An 18918-nucleotide genomic window follows, 5' to 3' on the forward strand; every position below is an offset into this window, starting at 1 on the left:
GCGCGGATGAGACAACCACGGACCCGCCTCCACGTGCATGAATCGCCACACGTACGAAGACAGCTCCGCGTCACGCAAGCATTTTATGACACAGTAGTATTAGGCACCAGAGCCGGTTGATGTCTTGCCTTCGTCGCTCTTGGTTTCAGCGCGCGCGTCGCGCAGTATCTCGATACCGCCCTTGATCGCGATGATGGCGGTCGCGAGCCCGACCAGTAGGTCGGGCCAGTTGCTGCCCAGCCACAGCACCAGCACGCCGGCGACCAGGATGCCGCCATTGGAGATGAAGTCGTTGAAGCTGAAGGTGGTGGCGGCGCGAAGGTTCACGTCCTTCTGCTTCAGCCGCTGGAGCAGCCGGAGACAAATGTAGTTTACGACGCCGGCGATTGCCGACATCACCATCATCGTCGGCCCAATTGGCGCACTGCCCTGGATGTAACGGCGGCCGACGTCGATCAGAATGCCACCGGCGAAGATCAGCAGCATGACCCCGGACGCAGTGGCGGCTCGGGTCTTCCAGGTCTGCCCGTGGGTCAGCGCGATAAGGCTCAGCGCGTATACCGCCGTGTCCGACAGATTATCCACGCCGTTGGCAATTAGGGCGCTGGAGTCCGCGAACAGTCCGGTGCCGAAGAAGCCCGCCGCGATGGCGACATTCAGCAGCAGCACAATCCAGAGCGTGCGTCGCCCGTCCGGCGCTTGACGATCGGTAGCGGCGGTCATCCTACAATCTCTTTGAGCGTCAGCAGTGCGAGGGAGCCAACGGAGGACATTGAGTTGATGAACGGGGTTATCAAGTCTCCGCGGGTTGAAAAGAATCGAATCCGGCGTCAGAGCGCGGATTAGCCACCTGCTGTTGGCCCGCCTTCTTGGCCTTCTGCCGATTTGGTGGACACCAAGTTTAGCTTGAACTGGCCAAGCGCTTGAACGGGCCACTGGTCCTGACCCGGAGAACTGGTCCGCCCGGGGCGCAATTGTTTTGGGCACTTTAATCCCTGGAGGAGGGTGCCATGATCCAGCCGACGTTCCACCGGTGGAAGAAGCAGTTCGCCGGGATGGGTGTGGTCGAGATCCGACGGCTGAAGCACCTCGAGGAGGAGAACGCGAAGCTCAAGCGGCTGGTCGCCGACCTGACGCTCGATAAGACGATGCTGCAGGATGTTCTACGCCGAAAGTGGTGAGGCCCATCGTGCGCCGCGACGTGGTGCGCCATCTGCTGGGCGCCTACGGCATAGGCGAGCGGCGGGCGTGTTCAGCGACGGGCTTCCGGAGGTCATTGCATCGATACCGCTTGCGGCGGGACCCGCAGGCCGAGCTGCGCCTGCGGCTGCGTGACCTGGCGGCGGCACGGGTGCGCTACGGCTACCGGCATCTGCATGTGCTGCTGCGCACGAAGGGCTGGCCGGTGACACTCCCCGCCGCGACGGCGCCAAAGTGCAACGTGGTGGTGGCATACCAAGCCCCTCCTTGCAAAAAGATCAAAACGGGTGTTTGAACGTTTGCTTGTTTAGCCAACGACCGGAGTGCCGCGTGTTCCGCAGTCCTCACCACCCCTTTCGTGTGGGCCTCCTGGCCCTTGCCTCTGCCTTCGCGCTCGACCAGGGCACCAAGTGGTGGATCGCCGAGGTGGTGATGCAGCCGCCCCGGACGATACCGATAGTCCCGTTTTTCAACCTGACCTTCCACCGCAACACGGGCGTGAGCTTCGGCCTCTTCGCCGGTTTCGGCGAGGCCGGCCGGTGGGCGCTCGTGGCCGTCGCCCTCGCGGTTGTAGCCATGCTGTGCGTGTGGATGGCCCGCGCGGAGCGGGCCTGGGTCGGAGTCGCTCTTGGCCTCGTTGCCGGCGGCGCGATCAGCAACGTCGTAGACCGGCTGCGGCACGGGGGCGTGACCGACTTTCTCGATTTCTATTACGCCGGCTGGCACTGGCCGAGCTTCAACCTCGCCGATGCGGCCATCTGCGTCGGCGTCGCCCTGCTGCTTCTGGACGGGTTTCTCGGGGAGCGGCGAAAGGAAACGGCAGGGATTGCGGACGGAAGGCAGCCTTGACGCGTTTTCCGGCGTCGCTATATACAAACAATGCTTTGAATATTTGAGGGTTTGATGGACGAGCCGTCACTCACCGACGAGCAGGCGCAGGAGCTCGCCGAGGTGTTTCGCATGCTGGGCGACCCGAACCGGCTGCGCATCGCCTTGGCCTGCCTCGGCAATCCGCGGTGCGTCGGCGACGTGTCCGAGCGGGTGGGGCTCTCGCACGCCCTCGTCAGCCATCACCTGCGCGTGCTGAAGGCGGCGCGGTTTCTGACCGCCCGCAAGCGCGGCAAGCAGGTCTTCTACGTGGCGTCCGACGACCGGGTCCGCTGCGTGATCCGCGACATGGTGGGCCACGTCGCCGAGCCTGGCGGCGGGGAGCCCATGAGTGCGGCCGAGGTCGAGGAGGAGGGAAGTGATGGACGGTGATCGACGCGGCGCCGCCGGTGCCGGCCGGGCGGGTGCGCCCCTGCGCTTCCGGATCGAGGGCCTCGACTGCCAGAACGAGGTCAGGGCTCTGAAGGGCGCCGTCGGGCCGCTCGTCGGCGGCGAGGACGGCCTGGCCTTTGACACACGGGCCGGCCTCATGAGCGTGACCGCGCCGGGTAGCACGTCGGCCGAGGCGATCGCGCGCGCGGTCGCCGGCACCGGCATGCGGGCTGAGCTGCTGCTGGACGACGTTGCGCCCGCCTCCAAGGCCCGCCCCGCCACGCCAGAGCCGGAGCCGCTGGTCTTCCAGGTCAGGGGCCTCGACTGCCAGAACGAGGTCCGGGCGCTGCGGCAGGCGGTGGGACCGCTGGTTGGCGGCGACGACCGGCTTTGGTTCGACACCGCCAAGGGCATCATGACTGTTGCGCCGGTGCATCCCGTCCCGGCGGCCGCCGTCGTCGAAGCGGTGGCGAGGACGGGGATGAGCGCCATGGCGCGGGTCGGCGCTCCCGGGTCACCGGCGCTGCTCCTGCGGGTGCGGGGGCTCGACTGCAAGAACGAGGTGGCGCTGCTGGAGCGCGCGCTCGGGCCGCTGGTGGGCGGCACGCATGCGCTCGCCTTCGACACCGGGCGTGGCGCGGTGACCGTCGTCGGCGGGCCGCGTAATGGCGATGAGCACGACCTCCTGGCGGCGATCCGCGAAGCCGGCATGGACGCCGAGCCGTGGGAGATGACGGCGCCGTCCGCAGACCCGGCCACGGCCGCACTCCGGCTCTTCCGCGTCGAGGGCCTCGACTGCCAGAACGAGGTCGCGGCACTGCGGCGCGAGGTCGGCCCTATGGTGGGCGGTCCCGAGCGGCTGCTCTTCGACCCCGCAAAGGGGCTGATGGCCGTGACGGCGGCGGGCTCGGCCACGGGGCCGGAGATCGAGACGGCGGTCGCGCGCACCGGCATGCGCGCCACGGCCTGGCATGCCGGTCCTGAGGGACCCTCCCCGCAGCTCTTCCGGGTGGCGGGCCTCGATTGCAAAAATGAGGCGGCGGCCCTGACGCAGGCGGTCGGCCCCGTGGTCGGCGGCGCCGAGGCGCTGGCCTTCGACACGGGCCGCGGTGCGATGATTATCGCACCTGCTCCCGGCCGCGCCCTGTCGGTCGAGGCAATCCGGGACGCGGTGGCGCGCACCGGCATGCGTGCCGAGCCGTGGTCCGAGGCGGCTGAGCCGGCGGCCCCGGACGCCTGCGGCTTGGGGTGTGGGGGTGATGTTGCCGCGGCTCTCGCCCCGCCACTGCCGACGCATGCGCCGGACGCCGTGGTCTTCAAGGTGCACGGGCTGGACTGCGGTGACGAGGTGGCAGCGCTGAAGCGTGAGGTCGGGCCGGTTGTCGGCGCCGAGGACCGCCTCTCCTTCGACCTGCTCAACGGGCGCATGGCGATCACCGGTGCGGTGTCGCCGGAGCTCGCCGACCGAATCGAGAAGGCCGTCGCCCGCACCGGCATGCGCGCCGAGCCCTGGCAGGAGGGGGAGCAGACCGCCGCAGGTGCCGCGGAGGATCGGCGCCGGCGCGTCCAGACCTGGCTCACCATCGCAAGCGGCGTACTGGCCGTGGCCGGCGTCGCGCTGCACGCCTGGCTGGGCGGCGGCCTCGCTGCGGCGCTCGGTGCCGAGGAGGGTGGCGGCGGCACGCCCTTGCCGGCGATCCTCGCCTACGCGGCCGCCATCGCCTGCGCCGTGCGCTATGTGGCGCCGAAGGCCTGGCTTTCCGCCCGCCGCCTGCGGCCCGACATGAACCTGCTGATGGTCGTCGCGGTGGCCGGTGCCGTCGGCATCGGCGAATGGTTCGAGGCCGCGATCGTCTCCTTCTTCTTCGCCCTCGCCCTGGCCCTTGAGGCATGGAGTCTCGGCCGGGCTCGGCGAGCCGTCGCCGCCCTGATGGAGCTCGCCCCGGCCACGGCCCGGGTCCTGATGCCGGGCGGTACCGAGCGCGAGGTGCCGGCCGCCGAGGTGGCCGTCGGCGCGCGCGTCCTGATTCGGCCCGGCGACAAGATCCCGCTCGACGGCCGCGTTGCCGCGGGCGAGAGCGAGGTTAACCAGGCGCCCATCACCGGGGAGAGCGTGCCCGTCCACAAGGCACCGGGCGCCGAGGTGTTCGCCGGCACCATCAACGGCGACGGGGCGCTCGAAGTCGAGACCACCAAGGCGGCGCGCGACACCACGCTGGCGCAGATCATTCGCATGGTCGGCTCGGCACAGGGCCGCCGGGCGCCGAGCGAGCAGTGGGTCGAGCGCTTCGCCCGCGTCTACACGCCGGCGGTCATGGTGCTCGCGCTCGCGGTATTCCTCGTCCCGCCGCTGCTCCTTGGGGGGGCGTGGGACATCTGGTTCTACCGCGCGCTGGTGCTGCTGGTGATCGCCTGCCCCTGCGCGCTCGTCATCTCGACCCCGGTGACCATCGTCGCGGCGCTGGCCGGCGCTGCGAAGCAGGGCGTGCTGGTGAAGGGCGGGCTGCACCTGGAGACGCCCGCCAAGATCCGCGCGATGGCCATGGACAAGACCGGGACGCTCACCGAGGGCCGGCCACGGGTAGTGGCCCTCGCCCCGCTCGGCGGCCGCGACGAGGCGGCGTTGCTCGGGCTCGCCGCGGCGCTCGAGGCGCGCAGCGAGCACCCGCTGGCCAAGGCGATCCTGGATCGCGCCGCGGAAGCAGGCGTTGCCGTCGCCCCGGCAGAGGCGGTGCAGGCAGTGCCCGGCAAGGGTCTGACGGGCCGCGTCGGGGGCCGGTCCGCCTGGCTTGGCTCGCGGCGCTTCCTGGAGGAGCGCGGGCTGGCCACGCCCGAGGCGCTCCGCCGCGCCGAGGAACTGGCGAGCGCCGGGCGCACCGTTGTCGCCGTCGGCGACGAGGCGGGCGTCTGGGGCCTGGTCGCGGTGGCGGACACCCTGCGCCCGGGCGCGCGGCAGACGATCGCCGCGCTGCACGCCGCCGGCATCGAGCGGGTGGTCATGCTGACCGGCGACAACCGCGCCACGGCGGAGGCGATCGCGCGCGAGACGGGCGTGGACGAAGTGCGCGCCGAGCTGCTGCCGGCCGACAAGGTGGCGGCGGTCGAGGATCTGGTGGCGCGGTACGGCGCGGTGGCGATGGTGGGCGACGGCGTGAACGACGCGCCGGCCATGGCACGGGCCAATCTTGGCATCGCCATGGGCGCGATCGGCAGCGACGCGGCGATCGAGACGGCGGACGTCGCGCTGATGTCGGACGACATCGCCAAGCTGCCCTGGCTGGTGCGGCACTCGCGCGCGACGCTGCGCGTCATCCGGCAGAACATCGGCTTCTCCGTCGCAGTCAAGCTGCTCTTTACCGGGCTGACGGTGGCGGGCCTCGCCTCCCTCTGGGGGGCGATCGCGGCCGATGTCGGGGCGTCGCTGCTCGTCGTGTTGAACGGGCTCCGCCTGCTGGGCGGGGGCGAGACGACGGCCGCGCCTCCGTCGGCGGCGCCACCGGCGCCGGCAGGCACCGGTCGGCCGGCGCTCGCGGCCCAGGGCTGACCGGGCGCCGTGGCGGTTGGGACTGACTGGGCGCTTGCCGCGCTGCTGGGAGCCGTCGAGGGGGTAACCGAGTTCCTGCCGGTCTCCTCGACGGGCCACCTGATCTTGCTGGTGGACCTGTTGGGCTTCCGCGGGCCACCCGGCCGGGTCTTCGAGATCGCCATCCAACTCGGTGCCATCCTCGCAGTGTGCTGGGTCTACCGGGCACGCCTGCTCGGCACCGCTGCCGCTCTGCCGCGCGACCCGGCGGCGCAGCGGTTCGCGGCCGCGGTGGCGCTGGCCTTCCTACCGGCCGCCGTGGTCGGCGCCTTGGCGCACGGGACCATCAAGGGCGTGCTTTTCTCGCCTTGGATTGTCGCCGCGGCGCTCATCGTGGGTGGCGTCGCCATCCTGGTGGTGGAGCGGGTGCGGCCGCAGCCTCGGGTGTACGAGGCGGAGGCGGTCGGGCTCCGGACGGCCCTGGCGATCGGCGCGTTCCAGGTGCTGGCGATGGTCCCCGGCGTGTCGCGCTCCGGCGCTACGATCCTTGGTGCGCTGCTGCTGCGGGTGGATCGCCCGGCGGCCGCCGAGTTCTCCTTTTTCCTGGCGATCCCGACCATGCTCGGGGCCACGGCCTTCGACCTCTACAAGAACCGCGCGGCGCTGGATGGCGAAGGGAGCGCGCTGATCGCCGTCGGCTTCGCCGCAGCGTTCGCCACGGCGCTCGTGGTCGTGCGGTGGCTCGTCGCCTTCGTCGGGCGGCACGGCTTCGCGCCCTTCGCCTGGTACCGCATCGCGCTCGGCGCGGCGATGCTTGCCGTCCTCTCAATCGCCGCGCCGGCCTAGCAAGCGACGGAGGAGAGGCGATGACGTCACGCAGACCGGTCGTGGATGGCTTTTACGACGAGGGCACCGGGAGCGTTGCCTATATTGTGGCGGACCCCGAGACGGCGCGGTGTGCCATCATCGATCCGGTGCTCGGGTTCGACCGCGATTCCGGCGCCACCGATACCCGCTTTGCGGACGAGATTGCCGACCACGTCCGGGCGCGGGGCCTGACCGTGGAGTGGGTGCTCGATACCCACCCGCACGCCGACCACCTGTCCGGTGTGGCCTATCTGGGCGACCGCCTGGGCGCACCGACCGGCATCGGCGAGCGCGTCGCCGCGGTGCAGGGGATCTGGGCGGACATCTACCACCTGCCGGAGCTGCAAGCAGAGGGCCGCCGCTACTGGGACCGTCTGTTCGCCGAGAGTGACCGCTTCCGGGTTGGCGGGCTGGAGGTCGAGGTGATCTTCTCCCCAGGCCACACGGCGGCCTCCGTCACCTACCTCGTCGGGGACGCCGCCTTCATCCACGATACCCTGTTCATGCCGGACGCCGGCACGGCGCGGGCCGATTTTCCCGGTGGTGACGCGCGGGCGCTGTACCGCAGCATCCAACGAATTCTCGCGCTGGAGCCGCAGACGCGCCTCTTCACCGGCCACGACTACCGCCCGGGCGGGCGCGCGGCACGCTGGGAGGCGACCGTGGCCGAGCAGCGGGCACGCAACGTCCACCTCCGCGACGGCGTCGGCGAGGAGGAGTTCGTGCGCCTGCGCAAGGAGCGCGACCGGACACTGCCCCTGCCCGGGCTGATGCTCGCCGCGCTGCAGGTCAACCTCCGCGGCGGCCGCCTGCCGGAGCCCGAGGCGAACGGCACCTCCTACCTCAAGCTGCCGCTGAACCGCTTTGGTCCGGCAGCCCCGGAGCCGCGCCTTGATGCGGAGTGAGCCGGCGGGCTCGGGCGCTGGTCGCCACGGTGGCAGGAGCAGCCGGCAGACGGCTTGAAGACGCAGGTACCGTAGCGGTGGTGACCGGTCGGGAGCGGCGGGGGCCTTTCCCTGGCGGACGCGTATCAGGTGATACCGGGCGGCGCGGGCGACGGTCGTCAGGGCACCTGCGTCATAGCAATCATCACAGGCGCATCATTTAATATTGATGCGGCAGCAGCTTAATTCGTGAAGCTTCGCAAACGTCCGACTGGAAATCGTCCTCATGCCGCCCATCCCGCGCGACACCCGCTTCGACAGTACCTTGGCGCTACTGTCGGCGCCGTACGATTTCATCTCGCTCCGGTGTGCGCGCTACCGATCTGACCTGTTCGAGGCCCGGCTTCTGCTGCGCCGGACCATTTGCATGAAAGGGCCGGAGGCCGCAGAGCTACTGTGTGACATAGACCGCTTCGAGCGGCGCGGCGCGATGCCGTTGCGGATTCAAAAGACGCTGCTGGGCCAAGGCGGCGTGCAAGGGCTCGACGCTGCAGCGCACCGGCATCGCAAGGCGATGTTCATGGCGCTGATGACACCTGAGCGCATCGGCCAATTGGGCGCCCTCAGCGCGGACGCCTGGCGGGCCTCCAGCCAGAAATGGGCGGCGTCCAGCCAGGTGACGCTCTACAGGGAGGTGCAGGAGTTGCTGACCCGAGCCGTCTGCGAGTGGGTCGGTATTCCACTGGAGGAGGCGGAGGTGCCGCACCGCACGCGGGAGCTGACGGCTCTGTTCGATGCTGCCGGGGCGATCGGGCCGAGGCACTGGTGGTCACGCCTGGCCCGCCGCCGGGCCGAGCGATGGATTGGCGACATCATCCGGCAGATTCGTGCCGGCCGGCTCACCCCTGCCGAGGAGAGCCCGGCGCACGCGATCGCCTGGCATCGTGAGCTAAATGGCGAGCTGCTGCGTCCGCGCGTGGCGGCTGTGGAGCTGCTGAACCTGCTGCGGCCGACCGTCGCGGTCTCGGTGTACATAGTACACGTTGCCCATGCGCTGCACCAGCACCCGGAGTGCCGAGAGCGGCTGCGTGCCTGCGAGGACGGCTATGCGGGGCGGTTCCTGCAGGAGGTACGCCGCTTCTACCCATTTTTCCCCGCCGTTGCGGCGCGGGTGCGCAGCGACTTCGACTGGAATGGCTACCGCTTCCCGCGCGGCCGGCGGGTGATGCTGGATTTGTACGGCACCAACCATGACGCGCGGAGCTGGGACGCCCCGGAGGAATTCCGCCCGGAGCGGTTCCAGGCGTGGGACGGCAGCCCCTTCAACTTCATCCCGCAAGGTCCGGGGGATCACCATCTGAATCATCGCTGTCCCGGCGAGTGGATCACTCTGGAGTTGATGAAGGTGGCGGTGGAGTTCCTTGCCTGTCGCCTCCGGTACGACGTGCCGGAGCAGGATTTGCAGATTGACCGTTCGCGGCTGCCGGCGCTGCCACGGAGTCGCTTCTTCATCAGCCATGTCCGGTTGGAGGATCGATGACTTCCTGGGAATTCAGCGACTCCGCTGGTGGACGAGCTGCACTGCGATTGGATCAGGCGGCGGCAGGCGCGAGACGTGGAGTGTTGGAAGCGGCACAACCCGCAGCGTTGCCGGGCCGAACGCCTTATGCGCGCCTCGAAGATTGGCCGCTGCTGGCAGTCCTGTTCGCAGGACTGACCGGCCTGGCCGCCACCCGCAGGGAAAGCGAGCCGCATGACGCTTGAATTCTCGGCCCTCGGCCTGCTCCTGGCGTTCGGCGGCGGACTGGTCTCCTTCCTGTCGCCCTGCGTGCTGCCGCTGGTTCCGGGCTGGGTGGCCTATGCCTGCGGCACAGGCGTACGCGATGCGCCGCCGCGCGCCCGGGCCATGCTTCTGGGTGCCAGCTTCGTCCTAGGCTTCTCGCTGGTCTTCGTGCTGCTCGGGCTCGGCGCATCGGCGCTGTCGCAATGGCTGCGGCGCTGGAGCCTGGAGTTCCAGATCGCCGGCGGGGCGTTGGTCCTGGCCTTCGGCCTGGTGCAGATCGGCGCGCTGCGCCCCTCGTGGCTGCTGCGTGACGTGCGGCTGCCGGCCTTCGCTGCGGGCGGCACGCCCGGCGGCGCGGTGCTGCTTGGCGTCTCCTTCGGGTTCGCCTGGACCCCCTGCATCGGCCCTATCCTGGGTGCCGTACTGGCTGTCGCGGCCATCCAGGGTGATGGCGCCGGGGGGCCGCTGCTGCTCGCCTACTCGCTGGGGCTGGGCGTGCCCTTCCTGCTGGTCGCCTTCTACCTGCCGGCGGCCGCGGCGACGTTGCGGCGATGGCGTGGCTTCGGCCGCGGGGCGCAGGTTGCCTCCGGTCTCGTCATGGCCGCGATGGGCGTCCTGATGATGCTGGGCGAGATGACCAGAATTGCGGGCTGGTTCGTCCAGACCTTTCCCTTCCTGCTGAGGCTAGGCTGATGCGCTTGATCGGGATCATGGCGGCCCTGGCTGCGGGCGCTGTCGACCAGGCCACCAAGGTATGGGCGCTTTCCGCTCTCTGGCCGCCCTACAGCGGGGGCATCACGGTGCTGCCCGTGCTGAACCTGCGGCTCGGCTTCAACACCGGCGTGACCTTCGGCATGTTCGCCGACAGCGCAGCCGGCGCCGCCTGGGTCCTGGTGCTGGTCACCCTCGCCATCACCGCGTTCCTGCTGCACTGGCTCTGGCGCACGACATCAAGAGTGGAGGCCCTGGCGCTTGGCCTGATCATCGGCGGCGCCCTCGGCAATGCCGTCGACCGGCTACGCATCGGAGCAGTCGTTGACTTCCTCGACGCGCATTACGCGGGCTGGCACTGGCGTCGGGATCGCCCTCGGCGCCCTGTGGGAGGTGGCCGAGTGGGGCTTCGACCAGATCGCGCCCGGCGACGTCATCAAGGGCAAGCACGACACCATCATCGACATCGTCATGGACACGGCCGGCGCCCTGCTGGCGGGCATCCTCGCGCTGTGGCTCGCACGCTGGCCGCCGGGGACGGGTGGCGGGTCCCGCTGAGCGGCCCGGCACGTCCGCCCGCGGGTGCCCCCGGGCGTGGTTGCCTCCGGGCGTGGTTGACGGGAACAGCGTACGTTTGCGGGCACGGGGCGTTCGCGTGAGGTGGCCGAGGGGCTCGCGTCGCGTCCGGCGCAGCGAGCCCACGTCGCCGACGACCCCGGAGGCACGACGCCGATGTTCTTCGACAGTTGGTTCGGTTTGCTGCGGGTGCTGGTGGTCGGCACCCTCGCCTACGCCGCCCTGGTGGTTTTGCTGCGCGCCTCTGGCAAACGCACGCTGGCCAAGCTCAACGCCTTCGACCTCGTCGTCACCGTGGCGCTCTAAGCTCGACCCTGGCGACCGTGCTGCTCAGCAAGTCGGTGGCCCTGCTGGAAGGCTTGGTCGCCTTCGCCCTGCTGGCGGGGCTGCAGTTCGGGGTCGCTTGGCTCTCGGTCCGCTCGCCGCGCTTCGATGGCCTCGTGAAGTCCGAGCCGACCCTGCTGCTGCACCGCGAGCGCTTCCTCGACGGCGCGATGCGCATCCAGCGCGTGACCCGTGCGGAGGTCCTCGCCGCCCTGCGCGGATCGGGCGCCGCTGATGCCGGGTCGGTCGCCGCCGTGGTGCTGGAAACCGACGGGAGCCTCAGCGTCGTACGGGACGCGGGTGGCGCCGGGAACGTGGGCACCCTGGAAGGTCTGGCGGCCACCGGGGACGAAGCGTGGTAGCCGCGGAACAACCTTCCGGACCCCATGCCAACGGCGTCCCGCACCTTTTCGAAGTTCAACCGCGTTGAGCGTCTTCGAAACGAGGGGCACGCGATGTTCGACGAAGCGCTGGGCCGTCTCCAGACCTTGGGGAACTCTGCCGTCACCATACTGCCCAGCCTGCTGCTGGGCCTTGCCGTGTTCGGCCTCGGCCTGCTTGTGGTACGGGGGGGTGCGCGCCGGGGTGACCCGCGCCGCGTCGCTGCGCGAGGCTTCCGGCGGCTCGGCCGCCGTGCTGGGGCGCATCGCCGGCGGCATTGCCACGATCCTGGTGTTCCTCGTCGCTGCCTCGATCGCTTTTCCCTCGGTGTCGGCGGGCGACCTGTTCAATCTGCTGGGCATCGGCGGCGTGGCGATCGGCTTCGCCTTCCGTGACGTGCTGCAGAACCTGCTGGCCGGCATCCTGATCCTGCTCACGCGCCCGTTCCGCATCGGTGACCAGATCCAGCAGGGCGGCCAGGAAGGCACCGTGGAGGACGTCTGGGTGCGGGCGACGGTGCTGCGGACCTACGACAACTGCCGCATCCTAATCCCCAACGCGGCGCTGTTCACCAGCCAGATCGAGGTGATCACCGCCTACGACAAGCGCCGGCTGGCCTTCCCGTTCACGATTGGCAACGGCGACGACGTGAGGCTGGCGCGTCGGGTCGTCGTCGCGGCACTCCGCTCCGCGCCTGGCGTGCTGTCCGAGCCGCCGCCGGAGGTCCTGATCACCGGGCTTGGGGACAGCGGCGTGGAGATGCAGGCCCGCTTCTGGATCGACCCGCCGCGCCGGCGGCAAGCGGTGGACGCGTTGGACGGCGCGATCGAGGCGGTCAAGGACGCCCTGGCCGAGGCGGGCGTGGACCTGCCCTACCCGACCTCGCAGATGCTGTTCCACGACCAGACCGAGGAGACGGACGGCGACCGGGCCCGTCAGCGCGAGGGCTGGCCCGCCGCCGGCCGCCAGCCGCCTCGGTCCCGCTGGCAGGCCGGGCGGAGCGAGGCGGCCGCCCGTGGCGGCGAGCCCGCGCCGGCGCGGGAGGATTGGACCTGACCTCGTCCCTGCGGAGCCGGCTGGAGGCGCTGGGCGACGCGTTCTGGCTGCGCCCGGCGCTCGTCGTGGCCGCCGGCATCGTGCTCGGCGAGCTGGCGGTCTGGGCCGAGCGGGCGGGCCTGGACGTGCCCTTGCTGCCGGCAAGCTGGGTGTATGCCGGCGGCGAGTCCGGCGCCCGCTCGTTGCTCGGCGCCATCGCCTCCTCCACCATCGGCGTCGCCGGCACCACCTTCTCGATCACGGTGGCCGCCCTCTCGCTGGCCTCCGGCCAGATGGGGCCGAGGCTGCTGCGCAACTTCACCCGTGACGCCGGCAACCAACTCGCCCTCGGCATCTTCCTCGGCACCTTCGCCTACGCGCTGGTCGTGCTGCGCACCCTCCGCTCGGTGGACGAGACGCCCTTTGTCCCGCATCTCGGGGTCACCGGCGCGCTGCTAGGGGCGCTTCTCTGCGTCGGTACGCTGATCTGGTTCGTCCACCACGTTGCCACCGGCATCAACGTCGAGACCGTGATCAACCTCGTGCACGAGGATCTGCGCGAGGCCCTGGCCCGGCTCACGTTCGACCGCCCCGACCCGGCGGCGCCACGCGAGCCGCCGCGCGGCCATCCTGTGACCGCCCGCGAGGGCGGCTACCTCCGCGCCCTCGATGAGGCGGCGCTGGCCGACTGGGCCGAGCAGCGGGGCGCGGTCGTGGTCCTGCTGGTCCGGCCGGGCGACTACGTGTTCCCCGGCGCGCCGGTCGCCGAGGTCAGCCCCGCCGCATCTGCCGGCGATGCGGCGGCGCCGGTCCGCGCCACCCTGTCGCTCGGGGTTCGCCAGGCGGCGGGCCAGGACCTGGAGTTCACGGTGCGGCAGCTCGTCGAGGTGGCCGTGCGGGCGCTCTCCCCCGGCATCAACGACCCGTTCACCGCCATGGCCGTGCTGGAGCGCCTGGGCGCCACGCTGTGCGAGCTGGCGCTCCGGCACCTGGCAGGCCCCATCGTGCTGCGGAGCGGGCGTGCCGTCCTGCACCGCCGGGCGATCGGCTACGACGGCCTGTGCGACGCGATGTTCCACATGATCCGGCAGAACGCGGACGGGTCCGCGGCCGTGCTCATCCGCCTGCTGGAGGTGCTGACGGACGTGCTGGCGGTCGAGGCATCGTCAGGCCGGCGTGCGGCGTTGCGGCGACATGCCGACTTGGCGCTCGCAACGGGACGGGCGGGCCTGCAGGACCCGGCTGGCGTCGCGGACCTCAATGCGCGGCACGATTCGTTCCTGCGCGCGATGGCATCGACGGGTAGCCCATGACGCGTGAGGAGCGCCCCACCGGGTCGAGCACAAGATGGCGTGCTACGCGACCAAGAACTCCGACTGCGACCGCAGCTAGAGCTGGGTTTGATCGATCCGCCGTGCAGCTCTCGATTGGCGCAATTCAGCTCAGAACTTGCGCGTGCCTCCCCTGTTGTGCCGCGGTGCCCAACCGCGCCTGTTGGTCGCGCGCCTTAACCGGAAGGTCCATTGTGCAGCAAAGCCTCAACCTGATCCGGCATTCCTTGACACGGTTGCTCGCTTTCCTCCGCTCCGAGACGGGCGGCGGCTTCCTGCTAATCGCCGCCTCGCTGCTCGCGCTTCTGTGGGCGAACTCGCCTTATGCCTCGTTTTACTTCGCCATGCTGGGCACGTATGCGACCATCGGGGCTGGCTCGTTCTCGCTGTCGCTGAACCTGCTGCACTGGGTGAACGACTGGCTGATGGCGGTGTTCTTCCTGCTGGTCGGGCTGGAGATCAAGCGCGAGCTGGCCGTGGGCGCGCTGTCGTCGCCGCGGCTCGCGGCCCTGCCCGCCGTCGCCGCCCTGGGCGGAATGGTCGCCCCGGCCCTCATCTACGTCCTGATCGCCGGTGGCGACCCGGAGGCGCTGCGCGGCTGGGCCATACCCGCCGCCACCGACATCGCCTTCGCGCTCGCCGCGTTGTCTCTGCTCGGCAGCCGCGTGCCGGTCAGCCTCAAGGTTTTCCTCGCGGCGCTGGCCACCATCGATGACCTCGGCGCCATCGTCATCATCGCGCTGTTCTACACCGCCGATCTGTCGCTTCCCATCCGCGGCCTGGCAGGGGCTGCGCTCGTCGCCTTGGTCATCCTGAACCGCTCAGGCGTCGTCCGGCTGTGGCCCTACCTTCTCGTGGGCGCCCTCCTTTGGCTGTTTACTTTGAAATCCGGCGTGCATGCGACCCTCGCCGGCGTGGCGCTCGCCCTCGCGATCCCGCTGCACGACGAGGATGCCAAGGACGAGCGCGACACCTCGCCGCTCACCCGCCTGGAGCATGCGCTGCACCCGGCGGTGGCCTACGCGGTCATCCCCGTGTTTGGGCTCGCCAACGCCGGGGTGTCGTTCGCGGGTCTCGCGCCCTCCGCCCTGCTCGACCCGGTGCCGCTCGGCGTGCCCGTGCGCATGCATGGCCTGCGGCCCTCCCTGCGCGTCGAACGTTGTTGAAGGTATTGAGGTTGCGACGACTTGGTCGCGGATGTACGTAGCTTCACGTAGACCTCATCTTAAAGAGAGACGGAAAACGAGTAGCCGTTGAATACTGTCCGGCGGCGCGCTTGGCGCCGCCGGACCTGAGCGGTAACTACTCGGCTGTGGCCGCGCCGCAGTTCTGTCCGTCCTCCGGCTGGAGGCTCCAGAGGAAGTCGCAGGCGCGCTGGGCATGTGCCGCAGCCACAAAGATGAAGCGCTTGTCGCTGGCCAGCACGCGGAGCCAGGAGCCGATGTAGGCGGTGCTGTCCTCGCGCAGGTCGTGGTCGATGCCGAGCGAGGCGCAGGTGAAGGCCGCCGTGAGCTCCGCCAGAATCTCCTCCACCGCCCGCGCCTCCTCGCTGTGCCGGCGGGTGATGGTCTCCCGGTTCAGCCGCGACGGGTGGCCGGTCCAGTGGCCCATCTCATGCGCCAGCGTCGCGTAGTAGGCCTCCGGATAGATGAAGTCGCCGATCGCCGGCATGCGGATGTAGTCGAGGTTGGGGGTGTAGAAGGCCCGTTGCCCGCCCGGCCGGATGTCGGCGCCGGTGCTGGCGAAGAACCGCTCCGCCGCCTCGATCCGCTGCACCGGTGCGGCCTCGGCCGGGTTGCTGGCCGGGTGGAAGCGCTCCGGCAGGCCGTCGATCTGGCAGGCGTTGAACACGGCATAGCTCTTGAGGAACCAGATGCGGCGCTCCTCCTCCTCGCCGTCCGGCGTCTCCTCCACCCGGCGCAGCGTGTCGCTGTAGGTGACGGTGGTCGCCTTCTCGCCGCGTCGGACCTGTCCGCCGAGTTCCTGCGCCTGTCGGTAGGTCATGAAGTAGGGGGAGGTGTAGCCGTGGGCGCACATGGCCATCCAGAGCACCAGGGTGTTGATGCCGCGGTAGGGCTGGCCGGTGTGGCGGAGGGGGAGGCAGGCAGCGGCGGTGCGCCAGGGGCGGCGCCAGGGCTTCAGGCCAAGTTCTAGCTCGGCGAGGATGGCGTCGGTGACGGTCTGATAAAGGTCGGTGCGCCCGGTGTCCCCACACCCCGTGTTGCTGGTCTTGGTGCTGGCCGTGGTCGGCTTGGTGCTGGTCTTCCTCATCTGGTCTCTCCTCGAAAAGCGACAGCTTTTCGGGGGCGAGGCCCGCGCCAGTGAGCGGAGGGAGGGGGTCCAGGTCAGCGGGGCCGGAGGGGTATCTCCCGGCATTCTGCTCTGAATGTCGGGGACACCGGCCCGGCTGCCCGCAGGGTCGCCTGGACGCCCGGGAGGCCGCAGGCCTCCAAGACACGGTCGCGTCCGCGGCCAAAGGCCGGCACTGCCGACGGGCCGGCAGGACATACGGATCAGGCACGGCGGCAGCAGCGAAAGCATGTTCCCTATACGTTCGAGTCCCTGCGTGATCGCTGGATGCCGCCGCGCCACCTCCCCGCACCGCCTCGACCATTCAACCTGGAGACCGCCGGCGCGACGGCTCCAGCAGGTTGGTTAAGTCGGGGGGCCAGCGAGGGAGGTCTGGACGGGGCGGAGGCGATGGCGGCGGTGCGCGCAATGCATTCGGCCTGGCCGCTGAATCTGGCCCGTGAGGTGGCGGCGCGCCGGCTCAACCGCTCCCTCGCCAAGGAGGCGGCTCTTCCCCAGCGCTGGCAAACCCCACCCGCGGCCCTGCTCCGCCCCCTCGCCGCGCCGGCTCTCCACGATTCCGCACCAAGCGCGCGGCATGCATCGGTTCACGCCGGCGTCGGACCGGCGCCACCAAGTCCTGAGCAAGCGACTGGCACAGGCTCGCCGGCATGAGCTTCGTTCCCGCGCTCGATCCCGAGGTGCTCCGGCGGATGCGCGAGATCATCGTCACCAGCATCGCCACCCGCTCCGCCAGCCTGCGCGAGGCCGCAGCCGAAGCTCGCGATCTCGCGCGCGGCCTCTGCCCCAGGCTGTCGACTGCGGCACTGAACGAGGCAGTGACGACGCTGCTGATCGAGCTCGGCGCTCATGCGCCGCCGGCACCTCCCGACCTGGACGGACAGGGGCTGCGTCCGGCCGATCCCGCGGAGGTGGCCGATAGCCTAGCCTTCGCCCTGCGCTTCGACGAGCGCGGCAAGGCGCGCCGGACTGGCGTCGAGTACACCTCCAAGATTGCCGCTGAGCAGTCGGTCCAGCGCCTGCTAGCCAGCGGCTTGAGGCCAGCGCGTCGGTTGTTCAATAGACAACGCGAAGCCCGAATTCTTCGGGAGCGCCACGTCAGGCATGGGCGGTTCTTTCCAATTTTGAGCTGGGTGGACCGGGAACACTGTAGCGGACGGCTACCCCGCAGTCGTCCCTGACTGAACATTGGACTGAGCTCTTCGTCTTGGAATTTCCCGCACCTCGCTGTTTTGCGCTGATCATCCCGCGCAGCAAGACAGCTTCGCGACCTCTTTTGAGAAGCTCAACGCGGCCAGCTTCAGGGCCTCAACCGTCGTCAGGTACGGGAAGATCGTGTTGGACAGGTCGGCCACAGTCAGCCCGTGCTTCACCGCTAGGACGGCGGTCTGGATGCTGTCCCCGGCTTCCGGCGCCAGGATGTGCGCGCCCAGGAGGCGCCCGCTGCCCCGCTCCGCCACGAGCTTGACTAGCCCCCGCGTGTCGCGGGCGGCCAGCGCCCGGGGCACTTGGTCGAGCGACACGATTCTAATCTCGACCTCCAGCCCTGCACGCCGGGCCGCCACCTCGGTCAGGCCGACGCTCGCCATCTGCGGATCGCTGAAGACCACCTCCGGCATGGCCGTGGCGTCGTAGCGCGGCGCGCCTTCGTTGCCGAGCGCGTTCTCTGCGGCGACCTTGCCGCCGTGGGCGGCCATGTAGACGTACAGGTCCCGGCCGGTGACATCGCCCGCGGCGTAGACCCCCAGGCGCGTCGTGCGCATCCGGTCGTCGACCTGGACGGCGCCGCGGCCGTCCAGCGCAATGCCAGCATCCTCCAGACCCATCCCAGATGTGTTCGGGGTCCGGCCCGTGGCCACGAGCACGCGCTCGGCCGAGAGCGTCACGGCGGTACCCTCGGCGTCCCGGGCGACGAGTTCGACCTCGCCGTCCCCGGCCTGCCGGATGGCCTCGTAGGACATCCCACAGCGGACATCGACGCCTTCGGCGCGGAGATACTCGGTCAGCGCCGCGCTCACCTCCGGCTCCGCGCCGGGCAGCAGCCGGGACCGGCACACGATGGTCACGCGCACGCCGAAGCGGGCGAACATTTGGCCGAGCTCGACGCCGATGACGCCGCCGCCGATCACCAGGAGGGAGGCGGGGAGCGCCTCGATCTCCATTGCCGTCGTGCTGGTGAGCCAGGGGACCGTGTCCAGCCCGGGGAGCGCCGGTGCGGTGGGCGACGTCCCGGTCGCGATGATGACCCTGGCAGACCGGTAGGCCGTCTCCCCGACCATGACGGCGCCGTCCGGAGCGAGACGTGCACGTCCCGGGACGTAAGTGACATCAGGGTACTGTGGCAGGAGATCGGCGTACTTCGCCTGCCGGAGGCTGCCAACCAACTCGTCCTTCTGCGCGACGAGGGCCTTCCAGTCCTCTAGCCGCGCCGATGCGGTGATCCCGGCGAAGCGCGAGGCCGCACGCGCCTGGTGCAGCGTCTCCGCCGCCCGGATGAGCGCCTTCGACGGCACGCAGCCAATGTTGACGCAGGTGCCGCCAATGGTTCCATCGCCAACCAGCGCGACCTTCGCGCCAAGCTCCGAGGCGCGGATCGCCGCGGAGAAGCCTGCCGACCCGGTGCCGATCACGACGAGATCCGGCTTGCGCTCGCCACGGCTCGACTTGGCGCTGCAGCAATCAAGTTTGGCGGGCTGCGGTGCGATGAAGTTCACGGTGATTCCTTTGTTTGTT

At 70.1% G+C, this 18918-nt stretch carries 17 protein-coding genes and 2 pseudogenes; 16 read left to right on the forward strand and 3 right to left on the reverse strand.

The genetic code is table 11. The features are described from left to right. Positions 1-99 precede the first annotated feature (99 nt). Positions 100-723, reverse strand: a complete 624-nt coding sequence (locus tag HB662_RS27130) for a cation transporter (RefSeq protein WP_168054917.1) — start codon at positions 721-723, stop codon at positions 100-102. Positions 724-1016: 293 nt separating this feature from the next. Between HB662_RS27130 and HB662_RS27135 the strand changes: the two are divergent. The 15 genes and pseudogenes from HB662_RS27135 to nhaA form a co-directional block, all read left to right on the forward strand. Further along, positions 1017-1408: pseudogene (locus tag HB662_RS27135) on the forward strand (transposase); the annotation flags it as partial. Positions 1409-1530: 122 nt separating this feature from the next. Beyond that, positions 1531-2049: a signal peptidase II gene (lspA, locus tag HB662_RS27140; RefSeq protein ID WP_168054919.1), complete on the forward strand. Its 519-nt coding sequence runs from the start codon at positions 1531-1533 to the stop codon at positions 2047-2049. A gap of 54 nt (positions 2050-2103) precedes the next feature. Further along, positions 2104-2460, forward strand: coding sequence for an ArsR/SmtB family transcription factor (locus HB662_RS27145; protein ID WP_168054921.1), 357 nt, complete (start codon positions 2104-2106; stop codon positions 2458-2460). Then, positions 2450-6004 (forward strand): heavy metal translocating P-type ATPase, encoded by a 3555-nt coding sequence (locus tag HB662_RS27150; protein ID WP_209443497.1) that lies wholly within the window; start codon positions 2450-2452, stop codon positions 6002-6004. Before HB662_RS27145 ends, HB662_RS27150 begins: the two co-directional genes overlap by 11 nt. Positions 6005-6013: 9 nt before the next feature. After that, complete coding sequence (locus HB662_RS27155) at positions 6014-6829, forward strand: undecaprenyl-diphosphate phosphatase (protein ID WP_168054923.1); 816 nt, start codon at positions 6014-6016, stop codon at positions 6827-6829. A 20-nt stretch (positions 6830-6849) separates the two neighbouring features. Then, the gene (locus HB662_RS27160) at positions 6850-7755 is read left to right on the forward strand and encodes an MBL fold metallo-hydrolase (protein WP_168054925.1); all 906 of its coding nucleotides are present in this window, start codon (positions 6850-6852) and stop codon (positions 7753-7755) included. A 265-nt stretch (positions 7756-8020) separates the two neighbouring features. Continuing rightward, complete coding sequence (locus HB662_RS27165) at positions 8021-9274, forward strand: cytochrome P450 (protein WP_168054927.1); 1254 nt, start codon at positions 8021-8023, stop codon at positions 9272-9274. A 213-nt stretch (positions 9275-9487) separates the two neighbouring features. Then, positions 9488-10210 carry a cytochrome c biogenesis CcdA family protein gene (locus tag HB662_RS27170; protein WP_168054929.1) on the forward strand — a complete coding sequence of 241 codons (723 nt, stop codon included), beginning with the start codon at positions 9488-9490 and terminating at the stop codon, positions 10208-10210. Between the two features lie 17 nt (positions 10211-10227). Continuing rightward, positions 10228-10530: pseudogene (locus tag HB662_RS29500) on the forward strand (signal peptidase II); the annotation flags it as partial. A gap of 22 nt (positions 10531-10552) precedes the next feature. Continuing rightward, positions 10553-10786 (forward strand): hypothetical protein, encoded by a 234-nt coding sequence (locus tag HB662_RS29505; RefSeq protein WP_245185972.1) that lies wholly within the window; start codon positions 10553-10555, stop codon positions 10784-10786. A gap of 102 nt (positions 10787-10888) precedes the next feature. Then, positions 10889-11110 (forward strand): DUF421 domain-containing protein, encoded by a 222-nt coding sequence (locus HB662_RS29510; protein ID WP_245185951.1) that lies wholly within the window; start codon positions 10889-10891, stop codon positions 11108-11110. A 17-nt stretch (positions 11111-11127) separates the two neighbouring features. Then, positions 11128-11490: a DUF421 domain-containing protein gene (locus HB662_RS27180; protein WP_342449596.1), complete on the forward strand. Its 363-nt coding sequence runs from the start codon at positions 11128-11130 to the stop codon at positions 11488-11490. Between the two features lie 223 nt (positions 11491-11713). Then, a complete protein-coding gene (locus HB662_RS27185; RefSeq protein ID WP_168054931.1) occupies positions 11714-12565 on the forward strand; it encodes a mechanosensitive ion channel domain-containing protein in 852 nt (283 codons plus the stop codon). Beyond that, positions 12556-13857, forward strand: coding sequence for a DUF2254 domain-containing protein (locus HB662_RS27190; RefSeq protein WP_245185954.1), 1302 nt, complete (start codon positions 12556-12558; stop codon positions 13855-13857). Before HB662_RS27185 ends, HB662_RS27190 begins: the two co-directional genes overlap by 10 nt. Before the next feature lie 212 nt (positions 13858-14069). Then, the gene (gene nhaA / locus HB662_RS27195; RefSeq protein WP_456305492.1) at positions 14070-15041 is read left to right on the forward strand and encodes a Na+/H+ antiporter NhaA; all 972 of its coding nucleotides are present in this window, start codon (positions 14070-14072) and stop codon (positions 15039-15041) included. Between the two features lie 136 nt (positions 15042-15177). On the opposite strand, the gene HB662_RS27200 is transcribed toward nhaA, so the two are convergent. Next, positions 15178-16146: an ArdC family protein gene (locus HB662_RS27200; protein ID WP_168054936.1), complete on the reverse strand. Its 969-nt coding sequence runs from the start codon at positions 16144-16146 to the stop codon at positions 15178-15180. A gap of 689 nt (positions 16147-16835) precedes the next feature. Here HB662_RS27200 and HB662_RS27205 point away from each other — a divergent pair. Next, complete coding sequence (locus HB662_RS27205; RefSeq protein ID WP_168054938.1) at positions 16836-17366, forward strand: hypothetical protein; 531 nt, start codon at positions 16836-16838, stop codon at positions 17364-17366. Positions 17367-17426: 60 nt separating this feature from the next. On the opposite strand, the gene merA is transcribed toward HB662_RS27205, so the two are convergent. Then, a complete protein-coding gene (gene merA, locus HB662_RS27210; protein ID WP_342449597.1) occupies positions 17427-18899 on the reverse strand; it encodes a mercury(II) reductase in 1473 nt (490 codons plus the stop codon). Between the last annotated feature and the right edge of the window lie 19 nt (positions 18900-18918).

It is taken from the genome of Falsiroseomonas frigidaquae (genome assembly GCF_012163145.1).
Classification (GTDB): domain Bacteria; phylum Pseudomonadota; class Alphaproteobacteria; order Acetobacterales; family Acetobacteraceae; genus Falsiroseomonas; species Falsiroseomonas frigidaquae.

What these genes read in the sequence shown, in the direction of transcription:
- HB662_RS27130 (WP_168054917.1), bottom strand. Translation starts at nt 723, where the DNA reads ATGACCGCCGCTACCGATCGTCAAGCGCCGGACGGGCGACGCACGCTC.
- HB662_RS27145 (WP_168054921.1), top strand. Translation starts at nt 2,104, where the DNA reads ATGGACGAGCCGTCACTCACCGACGAGCAGGCGCAGGAGCTCGCCGAG.
- HB662_RS27150 (WP_209443497.1), top strand. Translation starts at nt 2,450, where the DNA reads ATGGACGGTGATCGACGCGGCGCCGCCGGTGCCGGCCGGGCGGGTGCG.
- HB662_RS27160 (WP_168054925.1), top strand. Translation starts at nt 6,850, where the DNA reads ATGACGTCACGCAGACCGGTCGTGGATGGCTTTTACGACGAGGGCACC.
- HB662_RS27165 (WP_168054927.1), top strand. Translation starts at nt 8,021, where the DNA reads ATGCCGCCCATCCCGCGCGACACCCGCTTCGACAGTACCTTGGCGCTA.
- HB662_RS27170 (WP_168054929.1), top strand. Translation starts at nt 9,488, where the DNA reads ATGACGCTTGAATTCTCGGCCCTCGGCCTGCTCCTGGCGTTCGGCGGC.
- HB662_RS27200 (WP_168054936.1), bottom strand. Translation starts at nt 16,146, where the DNA reads ATGAGGAAGACCAGCACCAAGCCGACCACGGCCAGCACCAAGACCAGC.
- HB662_RS27205 (WP_168054938.1), top strand. Translation starts at nt 16,836, where the DNA reads ATGAGCTTCGTTCCCGCGCTCGATCCCGAGGTGCTCCGGCGGATGCGC.